Below are 26,481 nucleotides of genomic sequence, written 5' to 3'. Positions count from 1 at the left end.
GATGACAAACGGAGCGTCACACGCAGACAAGGAGCCGCTGCCATGCCTCAGCCGAATCATCTCCCCGGTCCGAATGCTGACATCTGGGATTGGCAGATGCAGGGCTTGTGCCGTGGAGTGGAATCGTCGATGTTCTTCCATCCCGACGGCGAGCGAGGCCGTGCCCGTGCCCAGCGTGAGCGCCGCGCCAAGGAGATGTGCCATCAGTGCCCGGTCATCGCCCAGTGCCGCGAGCACGCGCTCGCCGTGGCCGAGCCCTACGGGATCTGGGGCGGACTGTCGGAGTCCGAGCGCAGCATGCTGATGAAGCGCGGCGTCGGACGCCGGATCGCGAGCTGACCGGTCCCACCGGTCCGTGACAGACGAGACGGGGGCATCGATCCGTGGATCGATGCCCCCGTCTGCATCTGTCAGCACCTCACATATGTCGTGGGCACGTGTCAGTGCGCGTGACCGTGATGTCCCCCGGCCGGCTCGTCCTCGGGCTGGTCGACGACGGCGGTCTCGGTCGTCAGCACCATCCGGGCCACCGATGCCGCGTTCACCACGGCCGAGCGGGTGACCTTGACCGGATCGATGATGCCGTCGGCCAGCAGGTCGCCGTAGGTGAGCGTGGCCGCGTTGAATCCCTGGCCGGGCTCGGCCTCGGACACCTTCGCGACGACGACAGCACCGTCGACACCCGCGTTGCCGGCGATCCAGAACAGCGGAGCGCGCACGGCATCGCGGACCAGCCGCACACCGAGTGCCTCGTCCTCGTCGAGACCCTCGGCCACTCCGTCGAGGATCTTGGCGGCCTGCACGATGGCGGTTCCACCGCCGGGGATGATGCCCTCCTCGACCGCGGCCTTGGCGGCGGCGACCGCGTCCTCGACGCGGTGCTTACGCTCCTTGAGCGCGGTCTCGGTGGCAGCACCGACCCGGATGACCGCGATGCCACCGGCGAGCTTGGCCAGACGCTCGGCGAGCTTCTCCCGATCCCAGTCGGAGTCGCTGTTCTCGATCTCACGACGGAGCTGCTCGGCCCGCTTCGCGATCTCCTCGGAGGTCCCCGCACCCTCGACCAGCGTGGTGGTGTCCTTGGTGACGACCACGCGGCGAACCGATCCGAGCAGATCGAGCTCGGCGTTCTGCAGGCTCACCCCGATGTCGGAGGAGATCACCGTGCCGCCGGTCACGACGGCGAGATCCTCGAGGAACGCCTTGCGGCGATCACCGAAGAACGGCGCCTTCACGGCGACGGCCTTGATCGTCTTGCGGATCGAGTTGACCACCAGGGTCGACAGCGGCTCGCCCTCGACGTCCTCGGCGATGATCAGCAGCGACTTGCCCTCGGAGGCGACCTTCTCCAGCAGGGGGAGGAAGTCCGGCAGGGAGCTGATCTTGTCGCGGTAGAGCAGCACGAGTGCGTCGGTGAGGACGGCCTCCTGGCTGTCACCGTCGGTGATGAAGTACGGCGACAGGTAACCCTTGTCGAACTGCACACCCTCGGTGATGTCGAGTTCGGTCTGCAGGCCCGAGCCCTCCTCGACGGTGACGACACCGTCGCCGCCGACCCGGCTCATCGCCTTGCCGACCATCTCGCCGACCTCCTCGTCACGTGACGAGACGGTGGCGACCTGTCCGATGGCCTTCTCCCCTTCGACCGGGGTCGCCACGCGGAGCAGTTCGGTGCTGATGGCGTCGGCTGCCTTGCCGATACCGATGCCGAGAGCGATCGGGTTCGCGCCGGCCGCCACGTTGCGCAGACCGGCCGAGACCATGGCCTGGGCGAGGACGGTCGCGGTGGTGGTGCCGTCGCCGGCCACGTCATTGGTCTTCGTCGCGACCGACTTGACCAGCTGGGCACCGAGATTCTCGAAGGGATCCTCGAGATCGACGTCACGGGCGATGGTCACGCCGTCGTTGGTGACGTTCGGGCCGCCGAAGGCCTTGGCCAGCACCACGTGCCGCCCGCGCGGGCCGAGGGTGACCTTCACGGCGTCGGCGAGCTGGTTGATGCCACGCTCGAGCGCGCGGCGCGCTACGTCGTCGAATTCAATCTGTTTGGGCATGGGTCTCTTTCACATACGGAGATGGGGTGAACGGCAACGCCCCGGCGCCCGAGAGGGCACCGGGGCGCGAGACACGCGGGAAGTCGCGGGTCTTACTTGCCGATGACGGCCAGCACGTCGCGCGCCGACAGGATCAGGTACTCCTCACCGGCGTACTTGATCTCGGTGCCGCCGTACTTGCTGTAGATGACGGTGTCGCCTTCTTTGACGTCGACCGGGACGCGGTTGCCCTGCTCGGTCACCCGTCCCTCGCCGACGGCGATGACGGTGCCTTCCTGCGGCTTCTCCTTGGCGGTATCCGGGATGACCAGACCGGACGCGGTGGTCGTCTCTGCCTCCACGGCCTGCACCAGGATCTTGTCCTCAAGCGGCTTGATGTTCACGCTCGCCACGATGTGGGTCCTCAACTTTCGTACTGAGTTGTTGAACGGTATCGACTTGCACGTTCATTGGCCCTGGGCCGAAGCCCCGCAGTCGCGGGTGTACGAGACTTCATCACAGTGCCACTAGCACTCTATACATGCGAGTGCCAGCACTCAAGGGCAGAGGGTGCGAAAGTCTGAGCTGATCGCTCAGAGCTGACTGACCTGCACCGACATGCCGGGGTCGGTCGCCACGGTCAGCGGCGACGGCGTCGCACCGCCGCCGATGACGTGTGCACCGAGGGTGGCGATCATGACCCCGTTGTCAGTGCACAGGCGCGGTCTCGGTACGCGCAAGGTGATCCCGGCCGCGGCGCAGCGCTCCTGCGACATCGAGCGGATGCGGGAGTTGGCGGTCGCGCCGCCCCCGAGGACGAGGGTGTCCACGTCGAGGTCGGTGCAAGCGCGGATCGCCTTCATGGTGAGGACGTCGGCGACCGCCTCCTGGAACGACGCCGCGATGTCGGGGATCGCCGGCTCGACACCCTCCCGCTCACACTTTTCGACATGCCGGGCGACGGCGGTCTTCAGGCCGCTGAACGAGAAGTCGTACCGTGCGTCGCGCGGTCCGGTCATGCCGCGTGGGAACGCGATGGCGTGCGGATCTCCCTGCGCCGCGGCACGGTCGAGGGCCGGACCACCGGGGAAGCCGAGATCCAGCAGTCGGGCGACCTTGTCGAACGCCTCCCCCGCAGCATCGTCGACGGTGGTGCCGAGTTCGGTGATCGGACGGGCCAGATCGGTCACGTGCAGCAGGTGGGTGTGGCCACCACTGACCAACAGCGCGACGCACTCCGGCATCGGCCCGTGTTCGAGTGTGTCGACGGCGACGTGGCCCCCGAGGTGGTTCATCGCGTACAGCGGTACGTCCCAGGCAAGGGCGTAGGCCTTGGCCGCCGACACTCCCACGAGCAGCGCACCGGCCAGCCCCGGCCCGATCGTCACCGCGATCGCATCCGGACGGTCGATCCCCGCCGCCTCGCGGGCGCGGCGCATCGTCGGGACGATGGCCTCGAGGTGCGCGCGGGAGGCGATCTCCGGGACGACACCCCCGAACCGGGCGTGCTCGTCGACACTGGAGGCGACCTCGTCGGCCAATAGTGTCGCCGTGCCCCGACCACCGTCACCGATCCCGTCCGGGTCCCATCGGACGATGCCGACGCCGGTCTCGTCACACGAACTCTCGATACCCATCACGATCATGGGGCGCTCCCGGCCTGTGGTGTGGTCGGCGTCTGGGCCGGCCGGATCATGGTGTACGCGTCGGCTCCCGACGGCTGATAATAGTTGCGCCGAATGCCCGACCGTACGAAGCCGTTTCGCGTGTACAGCTCGATGGCCGTCTCGTTGTCGGTGCGGACCTCGAGGAACATCGGTGCATCGCAGTCGTCGGCGACGTCGAGCAGCGCCGCCAGCAGCGCCCTGCCGTAACCACGACCACGATGTGTCGGCGCCACGGCGATGGTGTGGATCTCGCATTCGTAGGAACCGGCAGTCCCCAGCGTGGACACGCCCGCGTAGCCGACGACCTCGCCGCCGGACACCTCTCTGGCCGCGAAGTAGCGGTTATACGGAGCGTTGAGCTCGGCCCGGAATGCTGTTGCAGGCCAGGGCGAGTCGCCGGAGAACATCTCCTTCTCCAGTGCTGCGCAGCGTGGGATGTCGGAGTAGTCGAGGTCATCGATCAGCAATTCGGAGGTCGTCATCGTCCCACCCCGCCCGCCGTGGTCCGTCGACGCTTGGCCGTGGGCTCCACCGCGTCGGGCCGCCGAAGGTAGAGCGGCACCAACGGCGCCGGAGTCGCGGCCGACCTCAGGTCCGTGATCGCGCAGCCGACGAGTCCGGCGGCCGACGGCACGGTTGCCGCACCGACCGGCCGATCGAACAACCGCGCATGATCGGGCGAGCCGACGACGAGATCGATGTCGGCCTCCGCGAGATCGGACACGACGACCGCGGGAGCGGCCACCGACGGTCCACTGACACGCTCGCCGTCCACATAACGCGCCCAGTAGATCTCACGTCGACGGGCATCTGCCACCACGAGCACCGAGCGGGGCACCGACCCGGCGTCTGTGGTGCCGGTGGCCCGGACCGCCACTGCGTCGAGCGAGCACACCCCGTACACCGGCAGCGACAGCGCATCCGCGAAGGATGCCGCGGTCGCCATGCCGACACGCAACCCGGTGAAGGGGCCGGGTCCGCAGCCGACGACCACCGCGGCGAGATCTTCTCGTGCGACCGCGGATTCGGCCAGCACCTCCGCGATCAGTGTCGTGAGGACCTCGGCATGCCGCCGGCCGTCGGCCAGTGCGCGCTCGGCGAGGATCTCGGCCGGACCGGTGTCGTCCACACGCGCCACACCCGTCACCACCGCGTCGGTCGCGGTGTCGATCGCCAGGACGTACATCAGTGCTCCACCCATTCCCACTCCGCCTGCCGCACCTCGGAATCCGGCTCCCGTCGCAGCCGTACCATCAGATGCCGCTCGGCCAGTCGTTCCACCACGCCCTCCCCCCACTCCACGACGACAACGGCATCGGTCAGATCCGAATCGAGGTCGAGGGCGTCGAGTTCGTCGAGTCCACAGAGACGGTAGGCATCGACATGGATCATGCCGGGCAGATCGGGATGTGAGGGACGGTGCTCACGCGCGATGATGAAGGTCGGCGACGACACGCGTCCGACAACGCGCAGGCCGGCCGCGATCCCGCGAGCGAGAGCGGTCTTGCCCGCCCCCAGCGGACCGTCGAGGATGACCAGATCCCCGGCGGAAAGCGTTGCGGCCAGTTCCCGGCCGAGGTCCTCGGTGTCGGCGACGTCCGGCAACACCCGTGAACCCGTCGCACCCCGTGTCGCGGACCCGGTCACCGGACGCCCACCATCTTCTTCCACCACCGCCGGCGGGGTTGCGGGACGGCGGCCCGTGCCCGGTCGACGAGGTCGGCGATCGCCGCGGTGACGATCTCCGGTTCCTCCATCGGCACCATGTGACCCGCCCCCTCGACGACGACGAGTTCGGAGTCCTCACCCAGCTCGCCGTACATGCGCATCGACCTCTGCAGGGGCGTGAGCCGATCCTCGTTGCCGCACACCACGACCGAGGGCACCTGCGCGAGCACCGGCAGCGCCGTCGACTCGTCGTGGTCCTCCAGGGCGTGCAGGAAGTCGACGATCGTCTCGATGCGGGTGTTCTGGATCATCTTCTCGACGGCGCGCCCGGCGACGGGACTGTAGAAGTCGGACCCGAAGCTCGCCGCCACCAGGACCGGTTCGAGCGCCGCGCGTGTGACGCCACGGCCGGCCCGTACCAGCGCCGGGACATGACGGACGGACAGGCGGAACGCGTCGAGCAGCGGATTGGTCAGTCCCTCACCGAGTCCCGCCTCGGTCAGCCCTCGTGACGCCGTCGCGACGAGCGCCACACCGGTCACCCGCCCGTCGGAGCCGAACAGGGCCGGGTCGCGGCGCGCCAAGCCCATCAGCGCCATCCCGCCCATCGAATGCCCGACCAGGACAACGGGTCCCGACGGCGCCATGGCGCGGATGACCGCTCCGGTGTCGTCGGCAAGCTGCCCGATGGTGCAGGTGTGTGACGGAGCCGGATCGCTTCGGCCGTGTCCGCGGTGGTCGAAGAACACCATGCGGATCGATCGGCCGGACCACTGCTCGGCGAGCAAGTAGCGCTGGAAGTGCCAGCTCGCCATCCGGAGGCTGAAGCCGTGGACGAACACCACGGTGAGCTCCGGCTCGACACCCTCCGGTCCGGTGATCACCGATCGGACCGCGAGACCGAGTCCGTCGTCGGTGGTGACGGTGGTCGCCGGATCGTCGTAGATCGACGTGAAGTCGATGTCGGCGAACGGATCCGCGCGCCCACGTACTCGGCGTCTCGCCACGTTCCGGGCGACGCCACCCGCGGCGACCGCGCCGAGTCCCGCGACTCCGGTCACCCCGGCCAGCCATCCGATCCGCTCGGACCTATCCATGTCCGGCACCGGCCCGTCCGCCGCCGACGTACACCCGCTCGGCCCGTCGTCCGATTCCCGTGACGATCTCGTAATCGATGGTGCCGATCGCATCGGCCCAGTCCTTGGCGGTGGGACCACCGTCGCGACCTGTTCCGAAGAGTTCCGCACGATCCCCCTCTCGGACCCCGCCGCCGTCGGCGCCGAGGTCGATGACCAACTGGTCCATACAGATTCGTCCCACACCGCGGAACGTACGCCCGTTGACGCGGACGGCGATCACCCCGGACAGCAGACGCGGTACCCCGTCGGCGTATCCGGCCGAGACGACGCCGATCCTGGTGTCGGACGGGGCGATCCACGTGTGGTTGTACGAGACGCCGTCGCCCGCGGCGAGCTCCTTGATCAGCACGATATCCGCCTCGAGCGTCATCGCCGGGACCAGACCGAAGTCACCGAGTTCCGGGATGGGGGTTCGGCCGTACAGGGCGATACCCGGTCGGACCAGATCCCGTGCGAGATCCGGACGGGTCAGTGCCGCAGGCGAATTGGCGATGTGCATGACCTCGGGTCCGGCGCCGAGCCGACGCAGGTCGGCCGCCGCCTCGTCGAGGCGATCGGCCTGCAGTGAGTTCAGCGGATGATCGGGCTCGTCCCCACGTGCCAGGTGACACATGATGGCACGCACCTCGACCGCACCGTCGGCACGCGCCTTGGCCAGCATCTCGGCGACATCCGACCAGTCCTCCGCGGCCACACCGCTGCGGTTGAGCCCGGTGTCGACCTTGACGGTCACGGTGGCCGTCTCCGACCGTCGGCGTGCGGCGTCGATCACCGCCGCGAGCTGGCGCGACGACGAGACCGCGATGTCGATGTCGTGGGCGATCGCGCTGTCGAAGTCCGCCCGGGCACCGTGCAGCCACGAGGTCACGTGGGCATCGATCCCGGCCTGCCGCAACGCGAGCGCCTCGGTGATGTGGGCCACTCCGAGTTCGGTGGCACCGGCGGCCAGCGCCGCACGGGCCACCGGGAGTGCGCCGTGACCGTAGGCGTCGGCCTTCACGACCGCCAGCACGTCGGCGCCCGCGGTGGTACGCAGCACGTCGACGTTGTGGGCGATCGCATCGAGATCGATGGTCGCGGTCAGGGCAGAGGTCATCGCTGCCATTCTCCCAGACGGGCGCAGATCATCGGTCCTCAGGCGCTGCCGCGCAGGTCACGGATGGCCGGCCGGATGGCGCCGGACAGTGCGGACGCTCCGATCGGGGCGCCGCGCGCGGCCAGCATCGCGGCGCGGGCGTGGACTCGGGCTGCCGCGGCGCCGGCGAGCCGTGGCGCGAGACCCGCGGCGAGAAGTGAGCCGGCGATCCCGGACAACACGTCTCCGGCACCGGCGGTCGCCGACCACGAGCTGCCGGCGTCGTTGCCCAGGACGTCACCGGACGGATCCGCGATCAGCGTGATACGGCCCTTCAGCAGGACCGTCACCTGCCAACGCGCGGCGAGATCACGCACCGCCCCGAGCCGATCGGCACCCGGGTCGGCGCCGGTCAGCCGGGCGAACTCACCGGCGTGCGGCGTGAGCAGGGTCGGCGCGGCACGATCGATCACCAGCTCGGGATGCCGCGCCAGCAGCGACAGGCCGTCCGCGTCGAGAAGGACCGGCAGGTCGGTCGACAGGACCTCGCGGAGCAGCGCCAGAGCGGCATCGTCGGTGCCGGCGCCCGGTCCGACGACCCAGGCCTGCACGCGTCCCGCGTCGGCGAGCGACGGCGCGACGACCACCTCGGGGAAATGCGCGACGACCTCGTCGCCGGCCGATCCCACGTAGCGGGTCATGCCCGAGGTGGCGGCGACAGCGGCGCCCGTCGCGAGAAGTGCGGCGCCGGGATAACGGGCGGAGCCCGCGATGACGCCGACCACGCCCTGGGTGTACTTGTCGTCGGCGGGTCCGGGCACGGGCCACAGCCGCCCGACGTCGTCGTCGGAGAGCGATTCGAACACCGGTCCGCCACCGACGCCGCCGACGGATCCGGCCGGTCCGAGTCCGATGTCGACGATCTCGACGCGACCGCATCTCGGCGCGGCGAGCAGGTGCGCGTTCCGCGGAACGCCGAACGTGACGGTGACCGAGGCCTGCACCGCGGGATCGTGCACCTCGCCCGTGTCGGCGTCGACGCCCGAGGGGAGGTCGACGGACACGACGGGCGGTCCCCCGGCGTCGGCGGGTGCGAGTGCAGCGAAGACCTCCGCGGCGGCAGGCCGCAGCGGTCCCCGGCCGCCGATCCCGACGACACCGTCGATCACGATGTCGAGGTCCGACGGGAGTGCCGAGGCCACGCGGCCACCGGCGCGCAGAAAGGCGTCGCGACCTCCGGCGTGCGCTTTCTCGGGCGCGAGAAGCACTGCGGTGCAAGCGACTCCGCGACGCTGCAGAACAGACCCCGCATAGAGCGCGTCACCGCCGTTGTCGCCCGCGCCGACGACGAGCCCCACCCGTCGGCCGTAGACGCCCCCGGTGCGGTCGAGTTCACCGATCACGACGTGCGCGACTCCCGCCGATGCCCGGCGCATGAGTGTGCCGTTCTCCAGGAGGTGTCCGGTGGCGTGTTCCGCCTCCCGGACCCGCTCGGCGGTGAGGTAGCGGATCGGCATGGTGTCGCTACTCGACGGTGACCGACTTGGCCAGGTTGCGCGGCTTGTCGACGTCGTAGCCACGGGCCTGCGCCACTGTCGCGGCGAAGACCTGCAGCGGGATCGTCGAGACGAGTGGCTGCATCAGGGTCGGCACCTTGGGCATCGGGATGAGGTGGTCGGCAACCGCGGCGGCCGCCACGTCGGCCTCCTCGGCGATGACGATCGTCCGGGCACCGCGTGCCTGGATCTCACGGATGTTGCTGATCATCTTCGAGTGCAGGACCGCACGCCCCTCCGCCGACGGCATCACGACGATGACCGGCAGACCGTCCTCGAGCAGTGCGATGGGACCGTGCTTGAGCTCACCGGCGGCGAAACCCTCCGCGTGCATGTAGGCGAGTTCCTTGAGTTTCAACGCACCCTCGAGCGCGACCGGGTAGCCGACGTGGCGCCCGATGAAGAGCACGGTGTCATGGTCGGCCAGTGACCGCGCCAGACCCCGGACCGGCTCCATCGTCCTCAGCACCTCGGTGACGGCGCCGGACATGGCCTCCATCGCGGCGAACTCGCGCGACACCTCGTCGGCGTACTTGGTGCCGCGCGCCTGCGCCAGGGCCAATCCCACGAGATAGGCGGCGACGATCTGGGCCAGGAAGCACTTGGTCGACGCGACACCGATCTCCGGACCGGCATGGGTGTAGAGGACTGCGTCCGACTCCCGCGGGATCTGCGCTCCGTTCGTGTTGCAGATCGCGAGTACGCGCGCCTTCTGATCCTTGGCGTGGCGAACCGCTTCCAGCGTGTCCGCGGTCTCGCCGGACTGGGAGATCGCGACGACCAGCGTGGATCGGTCCAGAACCGGGTCACGGTAACGGAACTCGCTGGCCAACTCGACCTCGACCGGGATGCGCGTCCAATGCTCGATGGCGTACTTCGCCAGCAGCCCCGCGTGATACGCCGTGCCGCAGGCGACGACGAACACCTTGTCGACATCGCGGAGGTCGTCGTCGGTCAGGCGCTGCTCGTCGAGCACGATCCGGCCGTTCTGGAGGTGGCCGAGCAGAGTGTCGGCCAGCGCCGCGGGCTGCTCGGCGATCTCCTTGAGCATGAAGAAGTCGTAACCCGACTTCTCGGCCGCGGCGAGATCCCAGTTGATGTGGAACGGCTTGCCGGGGCGCGGATCACCGTCGAAGTCGGAGATGCGGTAGTCATCCGCGGTGATGATGACGACCTCGTCCTGACCGAGCTCGACGGCGTCCCGCGTGTGTTCGATGAAGGCGGTCACATCGGAGCTGACGAACATCTCGCCGTCGCCGACACCGACGACGAGCGGCGTGGACCGACGTGCGGCCACGATGGTGTCCGGGTGATCCGAGTGGGTGAAGACAAGGGTGAACGCACCCTCGAGACGGCGCAGCGCGGCGTAGGCGCTGGAGACGAAATCACCGGCGGTCGGCCCCGACGCGTAGTAGGTCTCCAGCAGATGCACCGCGGTCTCGGTGTCGGTGTCCGAGGTGAAGTCGATCCCGCCGTCCTCGAGTTCGGCACGCAGTGGCGCGTAGTTCTCGATGATGCCGTTGTGGACGACGGCGATCTTGCCGTCGGTGCTCACATGGGGGTGGGCATTGCGGTCCGTCGGCTGCCCGTGGGTGGCCCAGCGGGTATGTCCCATCCCTGTGGTGCCGGAGAGCGTCTCCGCACCGACGGCCGCGATCTGCTTGTCCAGGTTCTCCAGGCGGCCCGCCTTCTTCTCGACGGCGGTGCTGCCCTGTCCGTCGAGAATCGCGACTCCGGCCGAGTCGTATCCGCGGTACTCCATCCGCCGAAGTGCCTCGACCACGATGCCCAGCGCATCGCGCCGCCCGACGTATCCGACGATTCCACACATAGACAGTCAGGGTACCTGTGAAGTCAGCGCTTCCGCGTACGCCGCTTCCGTGGTCTGGCACCGAACAGGTGCGACACCGGGTCGACCGCCTGCACGGGCGGGTCGTCGAGGTCGACGACGCCCAGTTTCCCCAGGGTGACCGAGGGATCGGTGAAGGCCTGATACTCGGGGTCACCGGCAACGGTGTGCAGCAGGAACCCGGTCGTGGCTGCCCGGATGAGCCCGTGCAGAGCGCGGTCGGAGCCGTTGAACCCGATGAGCGATTTCACTGTCCGACGCTCGAGGAGATCCTTGGCGTTGCCCTTCGGGACCGTGCGCAAGACCACATCTCCCGCGTACGCGCCGGCCAGGGTGAGGGCATTGCTGTCGACGGTCCGGAGTTCACCCGCACCCGCGACGACGAGGCCGGGCGCGGTGACCAGTCCGGCGGCGGGGAGCAGGACAGATGTGGTCGGGGCCGGGAAGAGCGCGGCCACCCCGGACACGTCGGGCGCTGGCTGGCCCTGCACCTGCTGGCCCGATGCGGCGAGAACCGCCGCGGCAGCACCGAAACCGTGGCCCACGAGCCCCAGCCGATCCGGGTCGACGGTGACAGCGCCGAGACCCAGCGGCACGCGGGAGACGAGCCCGAGTGCGCCTCGGAGATCTGCGGCGAGTCCGGTGTCGGAGGCCAGGACTCCGCTGTTGCCGTCGGGCGCGACGGTGACGAATCCCCACGACGCGAAGTGATAGAGCAGATCACGGTAACGCCGACTGTCGGCGAGCCATGCGTGGCCGAGCGCGATGGCGGGCAGGCGACGACCGGTCGCGGGCGTGAAGACCTGCCCCCGCATGCCGACGATCCCCAGGTCGCCGCGAAGCACCTTGTGCGGCCCCCGTCGCGACAACTCGGTCATCAGCCGTTCCGGAGATCGCGTCGGCGTGGCACGTCGTGAACGCCGAGTCGACGAGGATCCGGGTTTCGGGGACTGCACTGGTTTCGTGGCCGGCACACCGACAGCTTATTCGTCGGTGGCCGGTCGATGGGGACTGGCCTCGGCCACGTCGGCCGGCAACAGGAGACGCGGGGTGTCGACGTCGGCGGCGTCCGCCTCCCGCCGGAGCCCTTCGCGCAGGCGTTCACGCGGGTCGGCGTTCTCGTCTCGGTGGTCGCCGAGCTCGGCGACGAGTCGCCGCTGCGTCTCGGAGAACGCGTTCGACGCGGCAGTCACGTGGGCCGTGGCCCGCCGGGCGATCGCCTCGATCTGGTCGGCCAGATTCATGACGGTGCCACCCTATTCCTCCCCGGCCAGTGCGAGATCCCCAGCCGAGGATGACTCCCCGGACGATCTACCCGTCGGGTGGTCCGGCGCGTCATGGCGATCGGGGACATCCCCGGTGTCCGGGCCTGCCCCCGGTGCAGCCGGGCGGGCCGCCAGGCCGGCATCCTCGGCGGGTACAGGTCGGCCACCGGTGGCAGTCGACGTCGACTTCGGTTGTTGCGCAGGACCTTCCGAGTCGGACGGTCGGTCACCGGAGGTCGCCTGGTCGGTGTCCGGAGCCGGGGTGTTCGGAGCCGCGGTGTCCGGGGTCAGGCGAAGCGGTACATCCGACGCTGAGGGATCGTCGGGTTCGGGCGCCGACGGATCGGGCGCAGAAGAGTCGGGCGCAGAAGGGTCGGGCGCAGAAGGTTCAGGCACAGAAGGTTCAGGCGCAGAAGGTTGCGGCGCAGAGGGGGACAGGCCGGTTGCGGTGCCCGTCTCCTCGGGGTACGGCTCGAGATCCACCGTCTCGGTCACACGGTTCAGATGGTCGAGGATGTCGTCGATGCCCCGGACGGTCGCCTCTGCCGTGGTGAAGTAGAGCCGGGCGCGCGAGGCGATGTCCTCGACGACCACCGCCAGCGGGACCCGGCCGGTCACGATCGCCTCGGGGACCTCGGCGATCGGGACACCCGCGACGAGTGGCGCCGACAACCGCGCCACCGTCAGGTACCAGGTGCGCAACAGCTGATCGATGCCGGAGGACGCTGCGCCGGTGGCCTCCGCCAGCATGCGCAGGCCGTGGAGATCGGACTCCGCCCGCCGCTGATGATCGACGACGGCAGCGACTGCCCGCATCCCGGTGTCACCGGTCCAGCCGCGGCCCAGCCGGACCTGCTGTTCGGGGAGTCGGTGCAGGTGATCGGCCACCGCCCGATGCGCTGCGGCGAGACGGTGAGCATCCGCGGCGAACGCGGCGGCGTCGAACGCACCGACACGCCGGAACGGTCGATGGACCTGGTCCGGGTCGGTCGGGTCGGCTCCGAGCGTGGCGGAGAGGGCGAGCACGTCGACGAGATCCTCGACACCGGCGACCGCCTGGTCGCGCAGCGCACCGAGAGAGTCGCCGGGCCGGGTCATCGGGCACCGCTCTCGTCCGCGCAAGGACGGGCCTCGCGCAGGTGGTCGCCGATCTCGGCGTCGGTGTCGACGAGGGTCGTGATCCCGCGGTCGAGGGCGTCCGCAAGTCGCCGCGCCGCACGGGACTGTTCGGTCAGCCGCTCGGCGATCACGCGCCCCATGTCGCGATACCGTCGGCCCATCTCGGCATAGTCCGCGCCCGCCCACTCCCCGAGTTCATCGGCGCCGATCCGGGCGGCGGCGTCGCCGACGACGACAGACGCGGAGCGATAGAAGCCGACGACGGACCTGACCTCGTCGACATCGACGGTCACCCCGGGCCCGGTGGGCCGGGCGGGCAGCGCGTTCTCGGACAACGGTTCCTCCCCCGGCGTCGATCGATTCGTGTGCAGTTTAGACGCGCGAGCGGCACGCCCGGTTCCCTCGATCTCAGCGGATCCCGAACTCGATCAGCGACCTCGCACAGTCCGCGACGGTGTCACGGGCCGGCCGCGGTTCCCACCCGAGGACGTCGCGAGCCCGGCTCGGGTCGTGCCGGATGCGACGCCCGAGCAACGGCAGGACCGAGGCCAGAGCCGGTGTCCGGCGGCCGAGCAGACGGATCAGGCGATCCGGCATGCCCTTCGTGCTCACCTCGGCCGCGTCGGAGCCGAGCCGTTCACGCAGGGTCTCCGCGATCTCCCGCATCCACAGGAACTCGCCGGTGACCAGGAAGCGCTGACCGGCGGCCCTCGGTGCATCCAGGGCACGCAGATGGACGGCGGCCAGATCCCGGACATCGGTCACCTCGACACCGATGGCGGGGATGCGCGGAGCCCGTCCCGTCAGCATCTGGTGAATGACGCCGGTCGCCCCGACCGCCGACGACGACAGCAACGGGCCCAGCACGGCGCCCGGAAGAATCGTCACGAGTTCCGGTGTTCCCGGCTGTTCCACGAGCCGGAAGGCCGCCCGCTCGGCGATCGGCGTGAGCAGGCGCCGGGGTATCGGGTCGTCGTCGGGATCGAGATCGGTTCTGGTCCAGACACTCTCGTCGCTGGGCGTGTCGTCGGCGAATGTCTCGGGAGCGGCGGCGCCGACCGCGGAGGTCATCACCACGCGCCGGACCCCGGCCGCGGCGGCTGCCCCGATGAGCCGTCGCGTGCCGCCGACAACCCGTTCGACGATGTCGGCGGCCACGGTGTCGTCGGGACCGCCGGCCCCGGGTGCGCCACTGGCCGCTGCGGTGTGCACGACGGCGTCGACACCGTCGAGGGCGGCGTCCCATCCGTCGTCGGACGAGAGCGCCACGGTGGCGATCTCCAGCCGATCGGGATCTCCGCCGGCGTCTCCGATCGCCGCGCGGAGGTCGTGGAAGTGAACGGGATCAGCGACAACCGCACGCACGCGGCGGCCGTGTCCGATCAGGTCGGCGACGATCCATCCACCGATATGGCCATCTGCTCCGGTGACGAGGACCGGACCGGACACCGTGGGTCGTCCGATCAGTCGGCGACGTCGATGATCACGCCGCCTGCGCGCACGGCATCGAGCAGTGCGGTCCGCCGTTCCTCCACCGGCACGTCGTGGACGAGTTCGAAGGCGCATCCGAGGGCGCGTGAGCCGCCATCGGCCTCCTCGCTGTCACCGACCATCAGGGCCGCCTCGGGCGAGACGCCCAGCGGATCGAGGGCGGCATGGAAGATCCGCGGATCGGGTTTGATGGCGCCGACCTCGAAGGACAGGGCGTAGGCATCGACCAGATCGGCGATCCCGTGCAGTGCCAGCACGTCCCGCAGATCGAAGGCGATGTTGCTGACCACTCCGATCCCGATTCCCGCGGAACGCAGCCCGCGCAGGACCCTCTCGGTGTCGGGGAAGATCTGCCAGGAATGGGGGTCGATGACGCGACCGTAGAGCTGTTCGGCGTGCCCCTCCCCCGTGAGGCCGGAGGCACGCAGCATCGACAGGTAGGCACGCCGGTGTTTCGCCGGGTCGAGATCTCGCTGTTCCCAGGCGATCCGGTCGTCGTCGGCGATCGCGGCGGGCAATCCGACGGGCTGGGTCATGCGGCGGATCAGCTCGGCCTGCGCATCGAGATGGAGGTCGTCGCCGTTCTCGTCGTGCAAACCGGCGAACCAGTCGTCGGCCGCCTCGAACCGGAAGAGCGTCCCGGAGAAGTCGAACAGGACCGCGGCCGGGGCGCTCACGCCCCCGCCGCTTCCACGACGTCGGCGATGCGACGGGCCACGGACCGCGCGAGATCACCGGTCGGGGCCTCCACCATCACCCGCACCAGTTGCTCGGTTCCGGAGGGGCGCAACAGCACTCGTCCGTGGTCGCCGAGTTCGACCTCCGCGTCGGTGACCGACTGTTTGACGGTCGCCGACTGTGCGACCGCATGTTTGTCCCCGACCCGGACGTTGATGAGTTCCTGTGGCAGTACGGTCATGATGGCGGCGAGATCGGCGAGGCGCCGTCCGGTCGCGGCCATCTGCTCCATAAGCAGCAGACCGGTCAGGATTCCGTCGCCGGTGGTGCCCGAACCGGGCACCACGATGTGGCCCGACTGCTCACCACCGAGCGAGTAGTCGCCGCGGCGGAGTTCTTCGAGAACGTAACGGTCGCCGACGGCGGTGGTACGCAACGTGATCCCCGCCTCGCGCATGGCGATGTGCAGGCCCATGTTGCTCATCACCGTGGTGACGAGGACGTTGTCGCGCAGTCGGTCTCGCGATGCGAGGGCGGTGGCCAGGATCGCCATGATCGCGTCGCCGTCGACGACCTGTCCGGTCGAGTCGACCGCGAGACACCGGTCGGCGTCCCCGTCGTGGGCGAGCCCGATGTCCGCGCCGTGCTCGAGCACCGCTGCCTGCAGCTTGCCCATGTGGGTCGACCCGCAGTCCTCGTTGATGTTGAGACCGTCGGGCTCCGCGTGGATCGCGATCACTGTTGCGCCGGCATCCGAATACGCCTGCGGCGCAAGCGTCGACGCAGCTCCGTGGGCGCAGTCGACGACGACCGTCAGTCCGTCGAGGCGCGCTCCGACCGCGTCGGCGAGGTGGCGCCGGTACCGGTCTCCGGCGTCGAGCGCGTCGGTGACCCGACCGACCGCCGCGCCGATGGGCCGGGCGAAATCGTCGGACATCGCGGCCTCGATCCGGTCCTCGACCGCATCCTCGAGCTTGTGTCCCCCACCGGAGAAGAATTTGATGCCGTTGTCGGGCATCGGGTTGTGCGATGCCGAGATCATGATGCCGAAATCGGCGGCATAGTCGGCGGTCAGGTACGCCACGGCGGGGGTCGGGACGACACCGACCCGGATGGCGTCGACCCCGGTGGCGGCGAGGCCGGCGCAGACCGCCGCCTCGAGCATCTCACCGGAGGCGCGGGGATCGCGGCCCACCACGGCGCGCGGGCGCCCGTCGGTGGCCGACGACTGATGTTCGAAAACGACCGCGGCGGCCGAGGCCAGGCGCAACGCGAGCTCGGGAGTGAGCTCGTCGTTGGCCAGGCCCCGGACGCCGTCGGTTCCGAAAAGGCGTGCCAAGATCAGCGCTTGGAGTACTGCGACGCCTTGCGTGCCTTCTTCAGGCCGTACTTCTTGCGCTCGACCGCACGCGGGTCACGGGTGAGGAATCCGGCCTTCTTGAGGGCGGGACGATCATCCGGAGTGACCTCGATGAGTGCGCGGGCGATGCCGAGGCGCAGCGCACCGGCCTGGCCCGAGGGGCCGCCGCCGACGAGCTTGGCGAAGATGTCGAACGACTCGGTGCGCTCGACGGTGACCAGCGGCGCCTTGATGAGCTGCTGGTGCACCTTGTTCGGGAAGTAGTCCTCGAGGCTGCGGCCGTTCAGCTCGAACTGACCGGAACCGGGGACGAGACGGACCCGCACGACGGCTTCCTTGCGGCGACCGACGGTCTGGATCGGGCGGTCGATGACGACGGGCTCGCGGACCTCGCCGGCCTCGGCGACGATCTCGGTGTCGTAGTCGTCCGACGCCTGCTCGACGACCTCGACGGTCTCGACGCCACCGTCAGCGGCGACCTGGATCTCCTCGTCGATCTCGACGGCGGGCTCGTTGATGTTCTCGTTGCTCACTGGGCCACCTGCTTGATCTCGAAGGGCACGGGGCGCTGTGCCTCGTGGGGATGGTTCGGGCCGGCGTAGACCTTCAGCTTGGCCGCCATCGCGCGTCCGAGCTTCGTGTGGGGCAGCATGCCCTTGATGGCCTTCTCGACCACCCGCTCGGGATGGCTCTCCAGGAGTTCCGCAGTCGTCTGGCTCTTGAGCCCACCGGGATGCCCGGAGTGGCGGTAGTTCAGCTTGCGCTCGGCCTTGTTGCTGGTCAGCGCGACCTTCTCGGCGTTGATGATGACGACGAAATCGCCGCCGTCGGCGTGCGGTGCGTAGGTCGGCTTGTGCTTGCCGCGGAGCAGATTCGCGCTCTGCACGGCGAGGCGGCCGAGCACCACGTCGGTGGCGTCGATGACATGCCACGAACGCGTGATGTCACCGGCCTTCGGGGTGTAGGTGGGCACAGTGGTCCTCAACTCTGTCGATGTGGATGCTGGTCGGGTGCGACGGCAGAGGTTGTTCCCGGCGACCAGTGGGGACCCGGGCCTCGACTATCCCCTCCCGGTCACCCGGTCGGAGATGCCATGCACCAGCGGTCCAGGCTACGCGATGGCGCTGGTCAGGGTCAAAACGCGTCAGCTCGCGATCTGCACCGTCGAGACGGCCCGCGCACATTCGGGGTCCACCGACTCGCCCGCGTTCCCCGACTGACAGCCGATCGAGACCTGCATGCCGTCGGCGACCAGCACGTACCAGCGGATGCCGCTCCCGGACGCCGGCGCCTCGCGGTAGCTGATCACGTCGCGTCCCATGAATCGGGTGGACGGCGAGAACTCGGTGACGACGTCGTCGCCGCGCTGACGGATCCGGTTACCCAGACTCGTGGCCACCGATGCCAGCGTCGAGTCCGATCTCACCTCGCTCTGGACCAGGAGGATGCGGCGTCCGGTGTCCGGGTCGGCGAACACCGTGCGCGACGGTCCGTCGCGACCCGGGGCCGTCCCGAGTTCGCTCTGGCGCCACTCCGAGGGGATGACCAGGCTCGTCCGACCGACGGTGGCGGTGCGATCGGTCACCGCGTCCCCACCGTCGCGCTGCAAGAAGCCCACGCCCGCCGCGATCAGGGCGATCACGACCGCGACCGCCCCGGCCGCCCAGATCCACCGCGTGGTCGTCCGGCCTCCGCCTGAGCCGTCGTCGGCGGGGATCGCGGTCACCGCGCCGTGGCTGTCCGGGGAGTCCGCACGACCGGATCGCCACCCGTACCGGCGGATGAGGTCACGGTCGACCGGTACCACGCGCCCGGCGAGCGCATACGTGGAGACGACGTCGACGGCGCGTGTCACCTCCTCCGGGAGGGCCCCGTCGACGAACACGGCCTCGACCGAGTCGTCGACGACCGCCTCGGTGCGCGCCGCGAGGTCGGTGCCCTCGGGTTCGAGGACATCGGACGCCTCGATGCCCCAGCCTGCCGCGGTGCGTCGTAAACGGGTGACATCCCACGTGGTCCGTCGCGGGCGCGCGGGATCGACGATCAGGGAGGGCAGGTGTGTCGTCTCGACAACGGCGCAGCGTTGCATCGCACCGTCCGAATGGCTGCGGGCGATCAGGACCGCCCGGGGCAGGAGCGAGACCGGCACACCCAGATCGGCGAACGATCGGCTCAGCGCGGAGGTCCGCAGCGTGCCCCAGGTGCTCGGATGCCCCAGTACGACCGGCAGCGGACCGGTCGCGTCGTGATCCGGCAGACCGAGGTCGGCCCAGTAGGACTGCCACGCCTGATGGACATACCGCCGCGACCCGGCGACGACGACGGTGGCGGCGTCCACGGATTCGAGCAATGCCGTCACGTCCGCCGACCGTCCGTCGAGGAGGACCTGCCCATAGGCGAGGTCGACGACGGTCGGCCGGGACGGCGACGGCACGCTGCTCACTCCTCCGGTTCGACGAAGCCGACCTGGATCATCTCCTGCGGTCGCGAACGTGAGATGAGCTCGCCGCGACCGGGGATCAGCTGCTGCATGCGCACGCGCCCGGTGATGTAGCCCTCGTCGCGGTCGCCGCTCATGAGCAACATGTCGCTGGACAGATCCTTGAGTCGGCCGATCAGCGGGTCGAACATCGCCCGACCGACGCCGCCCGACCGACGCGCCAGGATGATGTGGAACCCGATGTCACGTGCGTGCGCGGCGAGGTCCACCAGCGGCATGAGCGGATTGCCCGAGGCCGTGGCCACCATGTCGTAGTCGTCGATGACGAGGTAGACGTCGGCGCCCGTGTAGTAGGTGCGGTCCCGGAGTTGCTGCGGTGTCACGTCTTCCGGGGGCAGCCGGGCGGTGAGGATGTCGGCGAGCTGGGCCATCATCGGTGCGGCCTTGTTCGCCGAACTGGCGTACCCGCCGAGGTGATCGCCGTCGATGATGCCGAGCATCGTGCGCCGGTAGTCGACGAAGACGATCTTCACCTGTTCCGATGTCGAATTGCACACCAGGCCGCGGACGATGTTGCGCAACAACGTGGTCTTGCCGTGCTCGACGTCGGAGAACACCAAGAAGTGCGGCTGGGTGCTGAAGTCCAGCACCACCGGGGCGAGTTCGAGTTCGCCGACGCCGATCGCCACCTGGTTGGGGGCCAGGGTGATCCCGGCCTCCGCGACGAGGTCGTCGACGGCGCTCTGGGCGATCTCGACCCCGAGCTTGCGCACCGCCATCGCCTCCCGGCCGCGATAGGCGGCGCTGAGCTGGTCGACCGCGTGTGCCATCCCGGCCGGCAGCGACTCCGGGGAGCTGACCCCGTCGAGACGCGGCAGCGCGATCAGCATGTGCAGCTCGTCCGGGGTGAGTCCTCGGCCCGGTCGGTTGTGGGGCACCAGAGCGGCTGCGCGACGGCCCATCTCCGAATCCATCGCATCGCCGAGCTTCAGTTCGATCCGGCTGCCCATCAGGTCCTTCACGGCGGGGCGGACCTCCGCCCAGCGCGTCGCCGACACGATGACATGCACGCCATACGACAGGCCCTGGCCGACGATCGCCGAGATCTGGTCCTCGAGGAAGTCGAGTTCGTTGCGCAGCAGACCGATCCCGTCGAGCACGAGGAACACGTCGCCGTGCCGGTCCTCGGTGAGCGGGTCCGCCGGATCGGTTGCGCCGCCGGCGAACCACGCGGCCCGCCGCGCCCGGTAGTCGCGCATCGACTCGATGCCCAACCGGGAGAACAACAATTCGCGCGTGCGGACGATCGCGGAGACCTCGGCGACGGTTCGGCGCACCGCGTCCATGTCGCCGCGGGACGCCACCGACCCGACATGCGGGAGGCCGGCGACACCGGCGAGGCTGCCGCCACCGAAATCCAGGCAGTAGAACTGCACCTGCTCCGGTGTGTGCGTGGCCGCGGCCGACATGATGATCGTGCGCAGGGTCGTCGACTTGCCCGACTGCGGACCGCCGACGACGGCGACGTTGCCCGCCGCGCCCGCCAGATCGATGGTGTAGACGTCGCGTCGCTGATCGTAGGGACGGTCGACGTAGCCGACCGCGAGCCGCAGATCTCCGACCCCACCCGGCACCGTCCAGTCGCGGCGGCCCACGAACGCGTCGACCGTGGGCGACTCGTCGAGCGGATCGAGCCATACCTCGTGGGCGGGCGGGCCGTGGCCCGCCATTCGGCCGACCAGGGTGTCGAGCAGGGTGGGCACCGCGGCGGCTGCGGGAGCGTCGTACGACGTGGCCGGGCCGGCGGCGGGTGGCTCCTCGTCCAACAGGGCCTGCGCCTGATCGAGCACCGAGGAACTCGCGCTGCCGTCCTCCAACGGGACCGGTAGCGCGGTGAAGATCTTCATCCGCCCACGCGGGCCCACGTAGACCGGGCCGTCGTCGATCACGCCGTCGACCGGCACCGGCGAGTGGTACGGACCGGACACGTAGGACGTGTTGAACCGGACCGGCTCCGCCGAGTCGCACTTCAGGTAGGCCGACCCGGGCACGCTGGGCAGATGGTAGGCGTCGGGCACGCCGAGTACGGAACGGGACTCGTTGGCCGAGAACGTCTTCAGACCGATGCGATAGGACAGGTGACTGTCCAGGCCGCGCAGCTTGCCCTCCTCCAGGCGCTGCGAGGCAAGCAGCAGGTGGATGTGCAGCGATCGGCCGAGCCGGCCGATCGCGACGAACAGCTCCGCGAAATCCGGCTTCTGCGACAACAGTTCGGAGAACTCGTCGACGACGATGAACAAGGCCGGCAACGGTTCGAGGCGTACACCTGAGGCGCGGGCGCGTTCGTAGTCGGTGACGTTCGCGAAATTGCCCGCCGACCGCAGGAGCTCCTGGCGGCGATTCATCTCGCCCGACAGCGCGTCCTTCATGCGGTCGACCATCGACAGCTCTTGCTCGAGGTTGGTGATGATGGCTGCGACGTGTGGGGCCGACTCGAGCCCGAGAAACGTTGCGCCACCCTTGAAGTCGACGAGTACCAGATTGAGCTCGGTCGGCGAGTGGGTGGCGAGCATGGCCAGGACGAGCGTCCGGAGGAACTCGGACTTGCCCGAACCGGTCGCACCGATGCAGAGTCCGTGCGGCCCCATGCCGCCGTGCGCACTCTCCTTGATGTCGAGATCGACCGGTGTACCGCTCGGCGTGTATCCGATGGGTACCCGCAGGCGTTCGCGACCGGTGCGGCCCCGCCAGTGCACGAGCGGATCGAACCGTGCCGCGTCCGCAATGCCCAGCAGGGACGGGAGACCCGGGTCGCTCGAGGCGGCCTCCGACTCGAGATTGGCCAGCGCGGCCGCCGTGGCCAGGCGGTAGCGGGCCATCCGCCGGGCCAGCGTCTCCGCCTCGGGGATGGTCAGCGAATCCATGTCGCCGAACTCCTCGACGTCGAACGCGGTGCGCGCCGACAACCGCCTGTTGCGGACCACCAGCGCCAGACCTCGTCGAGCCGCCAGACCGTCGGGTGGCGCCGTGAGGTCGAGCACCGTCACGCCCTCCATGCCCGCGTCGTTGATCAGCCGCTCGTCACCGGCCACGTGGCCGTCGTCGATGACCATGACCAGGTGGGCGCGACCCGGGCTCGGCGGCGCGGACCGGCTGAACCGGCCGCGTTCGAGCAGGTCCGCGGCCATCGAGTTCTCGAAGTCGGCCAACGTCGGATAGATCATGCGCATCGCCCCGAGGCCGTCACGCAGAGTCGGATGACCCACGTGCGGAAGCCATTTCGCCCAGTCCCAGGCCTCCCCCGCCGGGTCCCCGGTGATGATGGCGATGTGCAGGTGATCCGGGCCGTGGAACGCGCACAGCTGGACCAGCATGGCGCGCACCAGATCCCGGGTCTCCTGACGTGCCCCCTCGATGTTGACCGCCGGGAAGCCGCGCAGCGAGATCGACGTCGGTAGTCGATGAACCATCGAGTGGGTGCGGACGAATCGCCGCAGCGCCACCATCGACACGGGTTCGATGTCCTCGAGCGGCCCCGTCTCGGGCGGCATGAGCCGGGTGGCCAGACGCTGGGAACCGACTCCGATCCGCACGTGCGCGAAGTCGCTGTCGGTGGGTCGGCGCTCCCACATGCGACGGCTGCCGACGATGTCGAGCAGCGCTGCCGGATCCGGATGACTCCACGACCGCGCCGCCCGCTGCGCCTCCACGGTCTCGAGAACCTGTTCGCGGGTCTGGCCGAGATAGCGGAAGTAGTCCTTGCGTTCCTCGTTGAGTTCGGCGGCGCGCTTTCCACCACCGCGGCCGCCCCCGGCGGCGAACATGCCGAACATCGACATCAGCATCATCAGCGGGAACATCATGAAGAGGGGGTTCGACAGGATGTTGCGGCCGCCGGTCGCGAACATCATCGCGATCATCCCGACGACGGCAACCACCATCACGACGGGCAGCATCTTGACCAGCATGTTGCCCGGCACCACGCGTGGGACATCGGGCGGTGGCTGCAGGTTCAGCTCGCCCCCGGGGGTCCGCGGGGGGGTGATCCGCGGACGACGGACGAACCCTTCCGTTGTTGTCACCACTCGACGTTCCCCCCGGAGAAGCTCCCGCGCCCCCGACGTGGTCCGACGAGGCGGCGCTGGTACACAATTGACGCGGTTCGCTATGTTAACCGCGAACAGGGCGGGGAGGATCCACCAGATGTCGACTCTGGATGCGCAGATTGTGACGGGTCGGTCGCAGGCCGGGGGGCCACGCGACGACGCCGGTATCGAGCCGGAGCTCGTCCGCGTCTCGGTGCTGGGCGGGAACACGCAGCTCGACGTGGGTTTACCCGCGGGGTTGCCGATCGCCGCACTCATCCCTGACCTGGTCGCACAGATCACCTCACGGACACCGGCGCGACGCGACACCGATGACCCTGACGGCGGTGAAGGTCGTCCATACGACCGACAGAACCGATGGACGCTCAGCCTCGTCGGACAGGAGGCGATAGCGCCCAACCGCTCGCTGTCGGAGTCAGGAATCCGCGACGGTGATCTCCTCGTCCTGCGGTCCACACGCACCGGAGAGTCCCCCGCGCTGTTCGACGACGTGGTCGACGCTGTCGCTCGTCTGAATGAATCCCGGTTCGCCAGTTGGTCGCCGGTATCGGCCCGATACGCCGGATTCGCCGTCGCCCTGGTCGCATCGGTGGCGGCCGCGGTCGCTCTCGGCGCCTACCGGTGGACCAGTGACGCCCTGTGGGTCGGCGGCCTCAGCGCCCTCGGTGCGGTCGGACTGCTCACGGCCGCGACCATCGTCGCGCGCCACTACCGCGATGCCACCAGCGCAGCGGTCCTCGCCGCCGCGGCCATGCCGCTGGCCGCCGTCACCGGCATGTTGCTCACCCCGGGCCGCTTCGGGTCCGCACACCTGACCCTCGGGTGCGCACTCACACTCGTCGCGGCCGTCGTGTCGTATCGACTCACCGCGGTGGGTTCCGCCCTGCACAGTGCCGTGACGACCGCCGCCTTCCTCGTCGGATGCGCCTGTGCGGCCGAACTCCTGCTCGGCGCAAGCGTTCCCGACGTCGCGGCCGTCGTCGCCGCCGTCGGCCTCCTCGTCGTCGCCCTCGCACCTCGCGCCACCATCATGCTGGCGAAGCTGCCACTCCCACCGGTCCCGACCGCGGGTGCCGCGATCGACACCGAGGACATCGAGCCGAAGCCCACCATCGAGGGAATCGGCGCCATCGGCGCGATGGCGCTGCCCAAGGCCGACGCCCTGGAGCGGCGGTCGTTCGTCGCGAACGCCTACCTCACCGGCATCATCGCGGGCACCGCCACGGTCACCGCCGTCGCCGCCGTCCTGGCCGCGGCTCCCCTCGCCGGGTTCGCGCCGAAGTCCGCCGCGTTCGCCGCCATCGTCGCCGTGGTGCTGTGCCTGCGCGGACGCTCCCACAGCGACCTCGCCCAGGCGGCGTTCCTCGTCGCCGCCGGATCGGCCGCGATGATCGCGCTGACCACCGGGCTCGCCGTCGGCGCGGGCAGCTGGCCGATCATCGGATTCGTGCTCGCGATGGTGATCGTCGCGGCCGCGCTGGTGCTCGGCGTCGTGGCGCCGCGTCAGGAGTTCTCACCGGTCACGCGCCGCGCCGCCGAGATTCTCGAATACCTCCTCGTCGCCGTCATCGTGCCGCTGCTGCTCTGGATTCTCGACCTGTACCGGATCGTCCGGGAGATCTGACGTGCGCAGACGCGCGGCGGGCACCGCGGGTGCCCTGCTGTCCACGATGGCGCTCGTGGTGGGTGTCGGCGGCGGTCCGGCGGCCGCGATGACACCGCCGACGATCGATCCCGGAGCCCTCGTGCGTTCCGCGCCGGTCGGACCGCCCGAACCCACCGAGCAGCGCACACTGTGCGCCAAGCCGCTGGCAACCGGTCGCCACGACAACTCGAAACCCACTGCGGCGCAAGCAATGATGAATCTTCCGCAGGCCTGGCGGTTCAGTCGGGGCAAGGGCCAGCGCGTGGCCGTCATCGACACCGGGGTGACCCCGCACCCGCGTCTGGGGCGGGTGCAGGCCGGCGGTGACTACGTGTCGTCGGGCAACGGGCTGGTCGACTGCGACGCACACGGCACCCTCGTCGCGGGCATCATCGCCGCCTCCCCGAGCGGGCGTGACGCCTTCGCCGGCGTCGCACCCGACGCCTCGCTCATCTCGATCCGACAGTCCAGCGGCGCGTATTCGGCGAAGAACCAGCGCTCGGCCGACGACGCCGATCCCACCGTCGGTTCCGGCTACGGCTCGGTGCGCACCCTCGCCAACGCGGTGGTGCGCGCCGCCGATCTGGGCGCCACCGTCATCAACATCTCCGAGGTCGCCTGCGCATCGGCCGGGACCCGCCTCAACGACCGGTCCCTCGGTGCCGCCGTCAAGTACGCCTACGACCGCAACGTCGTGGTCGTCGTCGCAGCGGGCAACCTCTCGCAGAATTCCGGTTGCCGCCAACAGAATCCGGCCCCGTCACCCGGTGACACCGAGGGCTGGGGATCGGTCGGGACGGTCGCCAGCCCGGCGTGGTTCTCGCCGTATGTGCTCGCCGTCGGATCGGTCGATGCCGGCACCGGCGCACCGAGCGGGTTCAGCCTGCACGGACCGTGGGTGGGGGTGGCCGCGCCCGGCACCGACATCGTCAGTCTCGACAGCACGCGCGGGTCGTCGGCGCTCGTCGATGCCCAGCAGGGCCAGGACGGGCCGGTGCCGATCGTCGGCACCAGTTTCGCCACCCCGTATGTGGCAGGGACCGTCGCGCTGATCCGGGCGCGATTCCCGGACCTGCGACCCCGAGCCGTGATGGAGCGGATCACCCGGACCGCGCATGCCCCCGGCACCGGGCGCGACACGCAGATCGGTTACGGGGTGATCGATCCGGTTGCCGCCCTGACCAGTGAGATCTCGGGCGAGCTGCCGGATCCGACCGACGGCGAGGCGATCGCCGCGCCCGCGGTACGCACTCCGCCCGACCACACCGCACGCACCATCGCCCTCATCGGCACCGGGGTGTGCGCAGCCGTGATCGCCGCAGTCCTGGGCATAGCCCTGCCCCATCGGCGTGTGCGACGGCTCGACCCCGACGACTACTGAGCGGCGCCA

At 69.7% G+C, this 26,481-nt stretch carries 24 protein-coding genes; 3 read left to right on the top strand and 21 right to left on the bottom strand.

The window, feature by feature from the left end; translation table 11 throughout:
* Positions 1-42 precede the first annotated feature (42 nt).
* The gene (locus tag EEB19_RS07545; RefSeq protein ID WP_187584736.1) at positions 43-339 is read left to right on the top strand and encodes a WhiB family transcriptional regulator; all 297 of its coding nucleotides are present in this window, start codon (positions 43-45) and stop codon (positions 337-339) included.
* A 101-nt stretch (positions 340-440) separates the two neighbouring features.
* On the opposite strand, the gene groL is transcribed toward EEB19_RS07545, so the two are convergent.
* The 21 genes from groL to eccCa all read right to left on the bottom strand — a co-directional run bounded on the left by groL (position 441) and on the right by eccCa (position 23,425).
* A complete protein-coding gene (groL, locus tag EEB19_RS07540; protein WP_187584734.1) occupies positions 441-2,054 on the bottom strand; it encodes a chaperonin GroEL in 1,614 nt (537 codons plus the stop codon).
* A gap of 92 nt (positions 2,055-2,146) precedes the next feature.
* Positions 2,147-2,446, bottom strand: coding sequence for a co-chaperone GroES (gene groES, locus EEB19_RS07535; RefSeq protein WP_006334733.1), 300 nt, complete (start codon positions 2,444-2,446; stop codon positions 2,147-2,149).
* Between the two features lie 180 nt (positions 2,447-2,626).
* A complete protein-coding gene (gene tsaD, locus EEB19_RS07530) occupies positions 2,627-3,679 on the bottom strand; it encodes a tRNA (adenosine(37)-N6)-threonylcarbamoyltransferase complex transferase subunit TsaD (RefSeq protein ID WP_187584732.1) in 1,053 nt (350 codons plus the stop codon).
* The gene (rimI, locus tag EEB19_RS07525; RefSeq protein WP_187584730.1) at positions 3,676-4,182 is read right to left on the bottom strand and encodes a ribosomal protein S18-alanine N-acetyltransferase; all 507 of its coding nucleotides are present in this window, start codon (positions 4,180-4,182) and stop codon (positions 3,676-3,678) included. The genes tsaD and rimI overlap by 4 nt, the downstream gene beginning before the upstream one ends.
* The gene (gene tsaB / locus EEB19_RS07520) at positions 4,179-4,901 is read right to left on the bottom strand and encodes a tRNA (adenosine(37)-N6)-threonylcarbamoyltransferase complex dimerization subunit type 1 TsaB (RefSeq protein WP_262365507.1); all 723 of its coding nucleotides are present in this window, start codon (positions 4,899-4,901) and stop codon (positions 4,179-4,181) included. The genes rimI and tsaB overlap by 4 nt, the downstream gene beginning before the upstream one ends.
* Complete coding sequence (gene tsaE, locus EEB19_RS07515; protein ID WP_187584728.1) at positions 4,886-5,347, bottom strand: tRNA (adenosine(37)-N6)-threonylcarbamoyltransferase complex ATPase subunit type 1 TsaE; 462 nt, start codon at positions 5,345-5,347, stop codon at positions 4,886-4,888. Before tsaE ends, tsaB begins: the two co-directional genes overlap by 16 nt.
* Positions 5,344-6,465: an alpha/beta fold hydrolase gene (locus tag EEB19_RS07510; protein ID WP_187584726.1), complete on the bottom strand. Its 1,122-nt coding sequence runs from the start codon at positions 6,463-6,465 to the stop codon at positions 5,344-5,346. Before EEB19_RS07510 ends, tsaE begins: the two co-directional genes overlap by 4 nt.
* The gene (alr, locus tag EEB19_RS07505; protein ID WP_187584724.1) at positions 6,458-7,603 is read right to left on the bottom strand and encodes an alanine racemase; all 1,146 of its coding nucleotides are present in this window, start codon (positions 7,601-7,603) and stop codon (positions 6,458-6,460) included. Before alr ends, EEB19_RS07510 begins: the two co-directional genes overlap by 8 nt.
* Positions 7,604-7,641: 38 nt before the next feature.
* Complete coding sequence (locus tag EEB19_RS07500; protein ID WP_187584722.1) at positions 7,642-9,099, bottom strand: NAD(P)H-hydrate dehydratase; 1,458 nt, start codon at positions 9,097-9,099, stop codon at positions 7,642-7,644.
* A 7-nt stretch (positions 9,100-9,106) separates the two neighbouring features.
* Entirely contained in the window at positions 9,107-10,969 is a 1,863-nt protein-coding gene (gene glmS / locus EEB19_RS07495; RefSeq protein WP_187584720.1) for a glutamine--fructose-6-phosphate transaminase (isomerizing), read from the bottom strand.
* A 23-nt stretch (positions 10,970-10,992) separates the two neighbouring features.
* Entirely contained in the window at positions 10,993-11,865 is an 873-nt protein-coding gene (locus EEB19_RS07490; RefSeq protein WP_187584718.1) for a dienelactone hydrolase family protein, read from the bottom strand.
* Positions 11,866-11,970: 105 nt separating this feature from the next.
* Positions 11,971-12,231 carry a hypothetical protein gene (locus EEB19_RS07485; RefSeq protein WP_187584716.1) on the bottom strand — a complete coding sequence of 87 codons (261 nt, stop codon included), beginning with the start codon at positions 12,229-12,231 and terminating at the stop codon, positions 11,971-11,973.
* A 12-nt stretch (positions 12,232-12,243) separates the two neighbouring features.
* Positions 12,244-13,350 (bottom strand): hypothetical protein, encoded by a 1,107-nt coding sequence (locus EEB19_RS07480; RefSeq protein WP_187584714.1) that lies wholly within the window; start codon positions 13,348-13,350, stop codon positions 12,244-12,246.
* A complete protein-coding gene (locus EEB19_RS07475) occupies positions 13,347-13,706 on the bottom strand; it encodes a hypothetical protein (protein ID WP_187584713.1) in 360 nt (119 codons plus the stop codon). Before EEB19_RS07475 ends, EEB19_RS07480 begins: the two co-directional genes overlap by 4 nt.
* 73 nt (positions 13,707-13,779) lie before the next feature.
* Positions 13,780-14,820, bottom strand: a complete 1,041-nt coding sequence (locus EEB19_RS07470) for an NAD-dependent epimerase/dehydratase family protein (RefSeq protein ID WP_187584711.1) — start codon at positions 14,818-14,820, stop codon at positions 13,780-13,782.
* 14 nt (positions 14,821-14,834) lie between these two features.
* A complete protein-coding gene (locus EEB19_RS07465) occupies positions 14,835-15,539 on the bottom strand; it encodes an HAD-IA family hydrolase (RefSeq protein ID WP_187584709.1) in 705 nt (234 codons plus the stop codon).
* A complete protein-coding gene (glmM, locus tag EEB19_RS07460; RefSeq protein ID WP_187584707.1) occupies positions 15,536-16,879 on the bottom strand; it encodes a phosphoglucosamine mutase in 1,344 nt (447 codons plus the stop codon). Before glmM ends, EEB19_RS07465 begins: the two co-directional genes overlap by 4 nt.
* Before the next feature lie 2 nt (positions 16,880-16,881).
* Positions 16,882-17,433, bottom strand: coding sequence for a 30S ribosomal protein S9 (rpsI, locus tag EEB19_RS07455; protein WP_187584705.1), 552 nt, complete (start codon positions 17,431-17,433; stop codon positions 16,882-16,884).
* Positions 17,430-17,873: a 50S ribosomal protein L13 gene (gene rplM, locus EEB19_RS07450; protein ID WP_187584703.1), complete on the bottom strand. Its 444-nt coding sequence runs from the start codon at positions 17,871-17,873 to the stop codon at positions 17,430-17,432. Before rplM ends, rpsI begins: the two co-directional genes overlap by 4 nt.
* 171 nt (positions 17,874-18,044) lie before the next feature.
* Positions 18,045-19,334: a type VII secretion-associated protein gene (locus tag EEB19_RS07445; RefSeq protein ID WP_262365506.1), complete on the bottom strand. Its 1,290-nt coding sequence runs from the start codon at positions 19,332-19,334 to the stop codon at positions 18,045-18,047.
* A 5-nt stretch (positions 19,335-19,339) separates the two neighbouring features.
* Entirely contained in the window at positions 19,340-23,425 is a 4,086-nt protein-coding gene (gene eccCa, locus EEB19_RS07440) for a type VII secretion protein EccCa (RefSeq protein WP_187584699.1), read from the bottom strand.
* 118 nt (positions 23,426-23,543) lie between these two features.
* On the opposite strand from eccCa, the gene eccD reads away from it, so the two are divergent.
* Together eccD and mycP are read left to right on the top strand one after the other, a co-directional pair.
* A complete protein-coding gene (gene eccD, locus EEB19_RS07435; RefSeq protein ID WP_187584697.1) occupies positions 23,544-25,070 on the top strand; it encodes a type VII secretion integral membrane protein EccD in 1,527 nt (508 codons plus the stop codon).
* Positions 25,071-25,116: 46 nt separating this feature from the next.
* Positions 25,117-26,472 (top strand): type VII secretion-associated serine protease mycosin, encoded by a 1,356-nt coding sequence (gene mycP, locus EEB19_RS07430; protein ID WP_187584942.1) that lies wholly within the window; start codon positions 25,117-25,119, stop codon positions 26,470-26,472.
* Positions 26,473-26,481: the final 9 nt, after the last annotated feature.

Origin of the sequence: Gordonia sp. OPL2, from assembly GCF_003797825.1 — a bacterium.
Classification (GTDB): Bacteria; Actinomycetota; Actinomycetes; order Mycobacteriales; family Mycobacteriaceae; genus Gordonia.
Note: the sequence above shows the minus strand (reverse complement) of the source record. Positions and strands in the feature narration are given on the sequence as shown.

Bases quoted from the DNA above. Each gene is read 5' to 3' on its own strand.
- eccD (WP_187584697.1), top strand. From the start codon at position 23,544: ATGTCGACTCTGGATGCGCAGATTGTGACGGGTCGGTCGCAGGCCGGG.
- rimI (WP_187584730.1), bottom strand. From the start codon at position 4,182: ATGACGACCTCCGAATTGCTGATCGATGACCTCGACTACTCCGACATC.
- EEB19_RS07485 (WP_187584716.1), bottom strand. From the start codon at position 12,231: ATGAATCTGGCCGACCAGATCGAGGCGATCGCCCGGCGGGCCACGGCC.
- alr (WP_187584724.1), bottom strand. From the start codon at position 7,603: ATGACCTCTGCCCTGACCGCGACCATCGATCTCGATGCGATCGCCCAC.
- EEB19_RS07500 (WP_187584722.1), bottom strand. From the start codon at position 9,099: ATGCCGATCCGCTACCTCACCGCCGAGCGGGTCCGGGAGGCGGAACAC.
- glmS (WP_187584720.1), bottom strand. From the start codon at position 10,969: ATGTGTGGAATCGTCGGATACGTCGGGCGGCGCGATGCGCTGGGCATC.
- tsaB (WP_262365507.1), bottom strand. From the start codon at position 4,901: ATGGGTGGAGCACTGATGTACGTCCTGGCGATCGACACCGCGACCGAC.
- EEB19_RS07545 (WP_187584736.1), top strand. From the start codon at position 43: ATGCCTCAGCCGAATCATCTCCCCGGTCCGAATGCTGACATCTGGGAT.
- EEB19_RS07480 (WP_187584714.1), bottom strand. From the start codon at position 13,350: ATGACCCGGCCCGGCGACTCTCTCGGTGCGCTGCGCGACCAGGCGGTC.
- groL (WP_187584734.1), bottom strand. From the start codon at position 2,054: ATGCCCAAACAGATTGAATTCGACGACGTAGCGCGCCGCGCGCTCGAG.
- mycP (WP_187584942.1), top strand. From the start codon at position 25,117: ATGGCGCTCGTGGTGGGTGTCGGCGGCGGTCCGGCGGCCGCGATGACA.
- tsaD (WP_187584732.1), bottom strand. From the start codon at position 3,679: ATGATCGTGATGGGTATCGAGAGTTCGTGTGACGAGACCGGCGTCGGC.
- EEB19_RS07490 (WP_187584718.1), bottom strand. From the start codon at position 11,865: ATGACCGAGTTGTCGCGACGGGGGCCGCACAAGGTGCTTCGCGGCGAC.
- EEB19_RS07510 (WP_187584726.1), bottom strand. From the start codon at position 6,465: ATGGATAGGTCCGAGCGGATCGGATGGCTGGCCGGGGTGACCGGAGTC.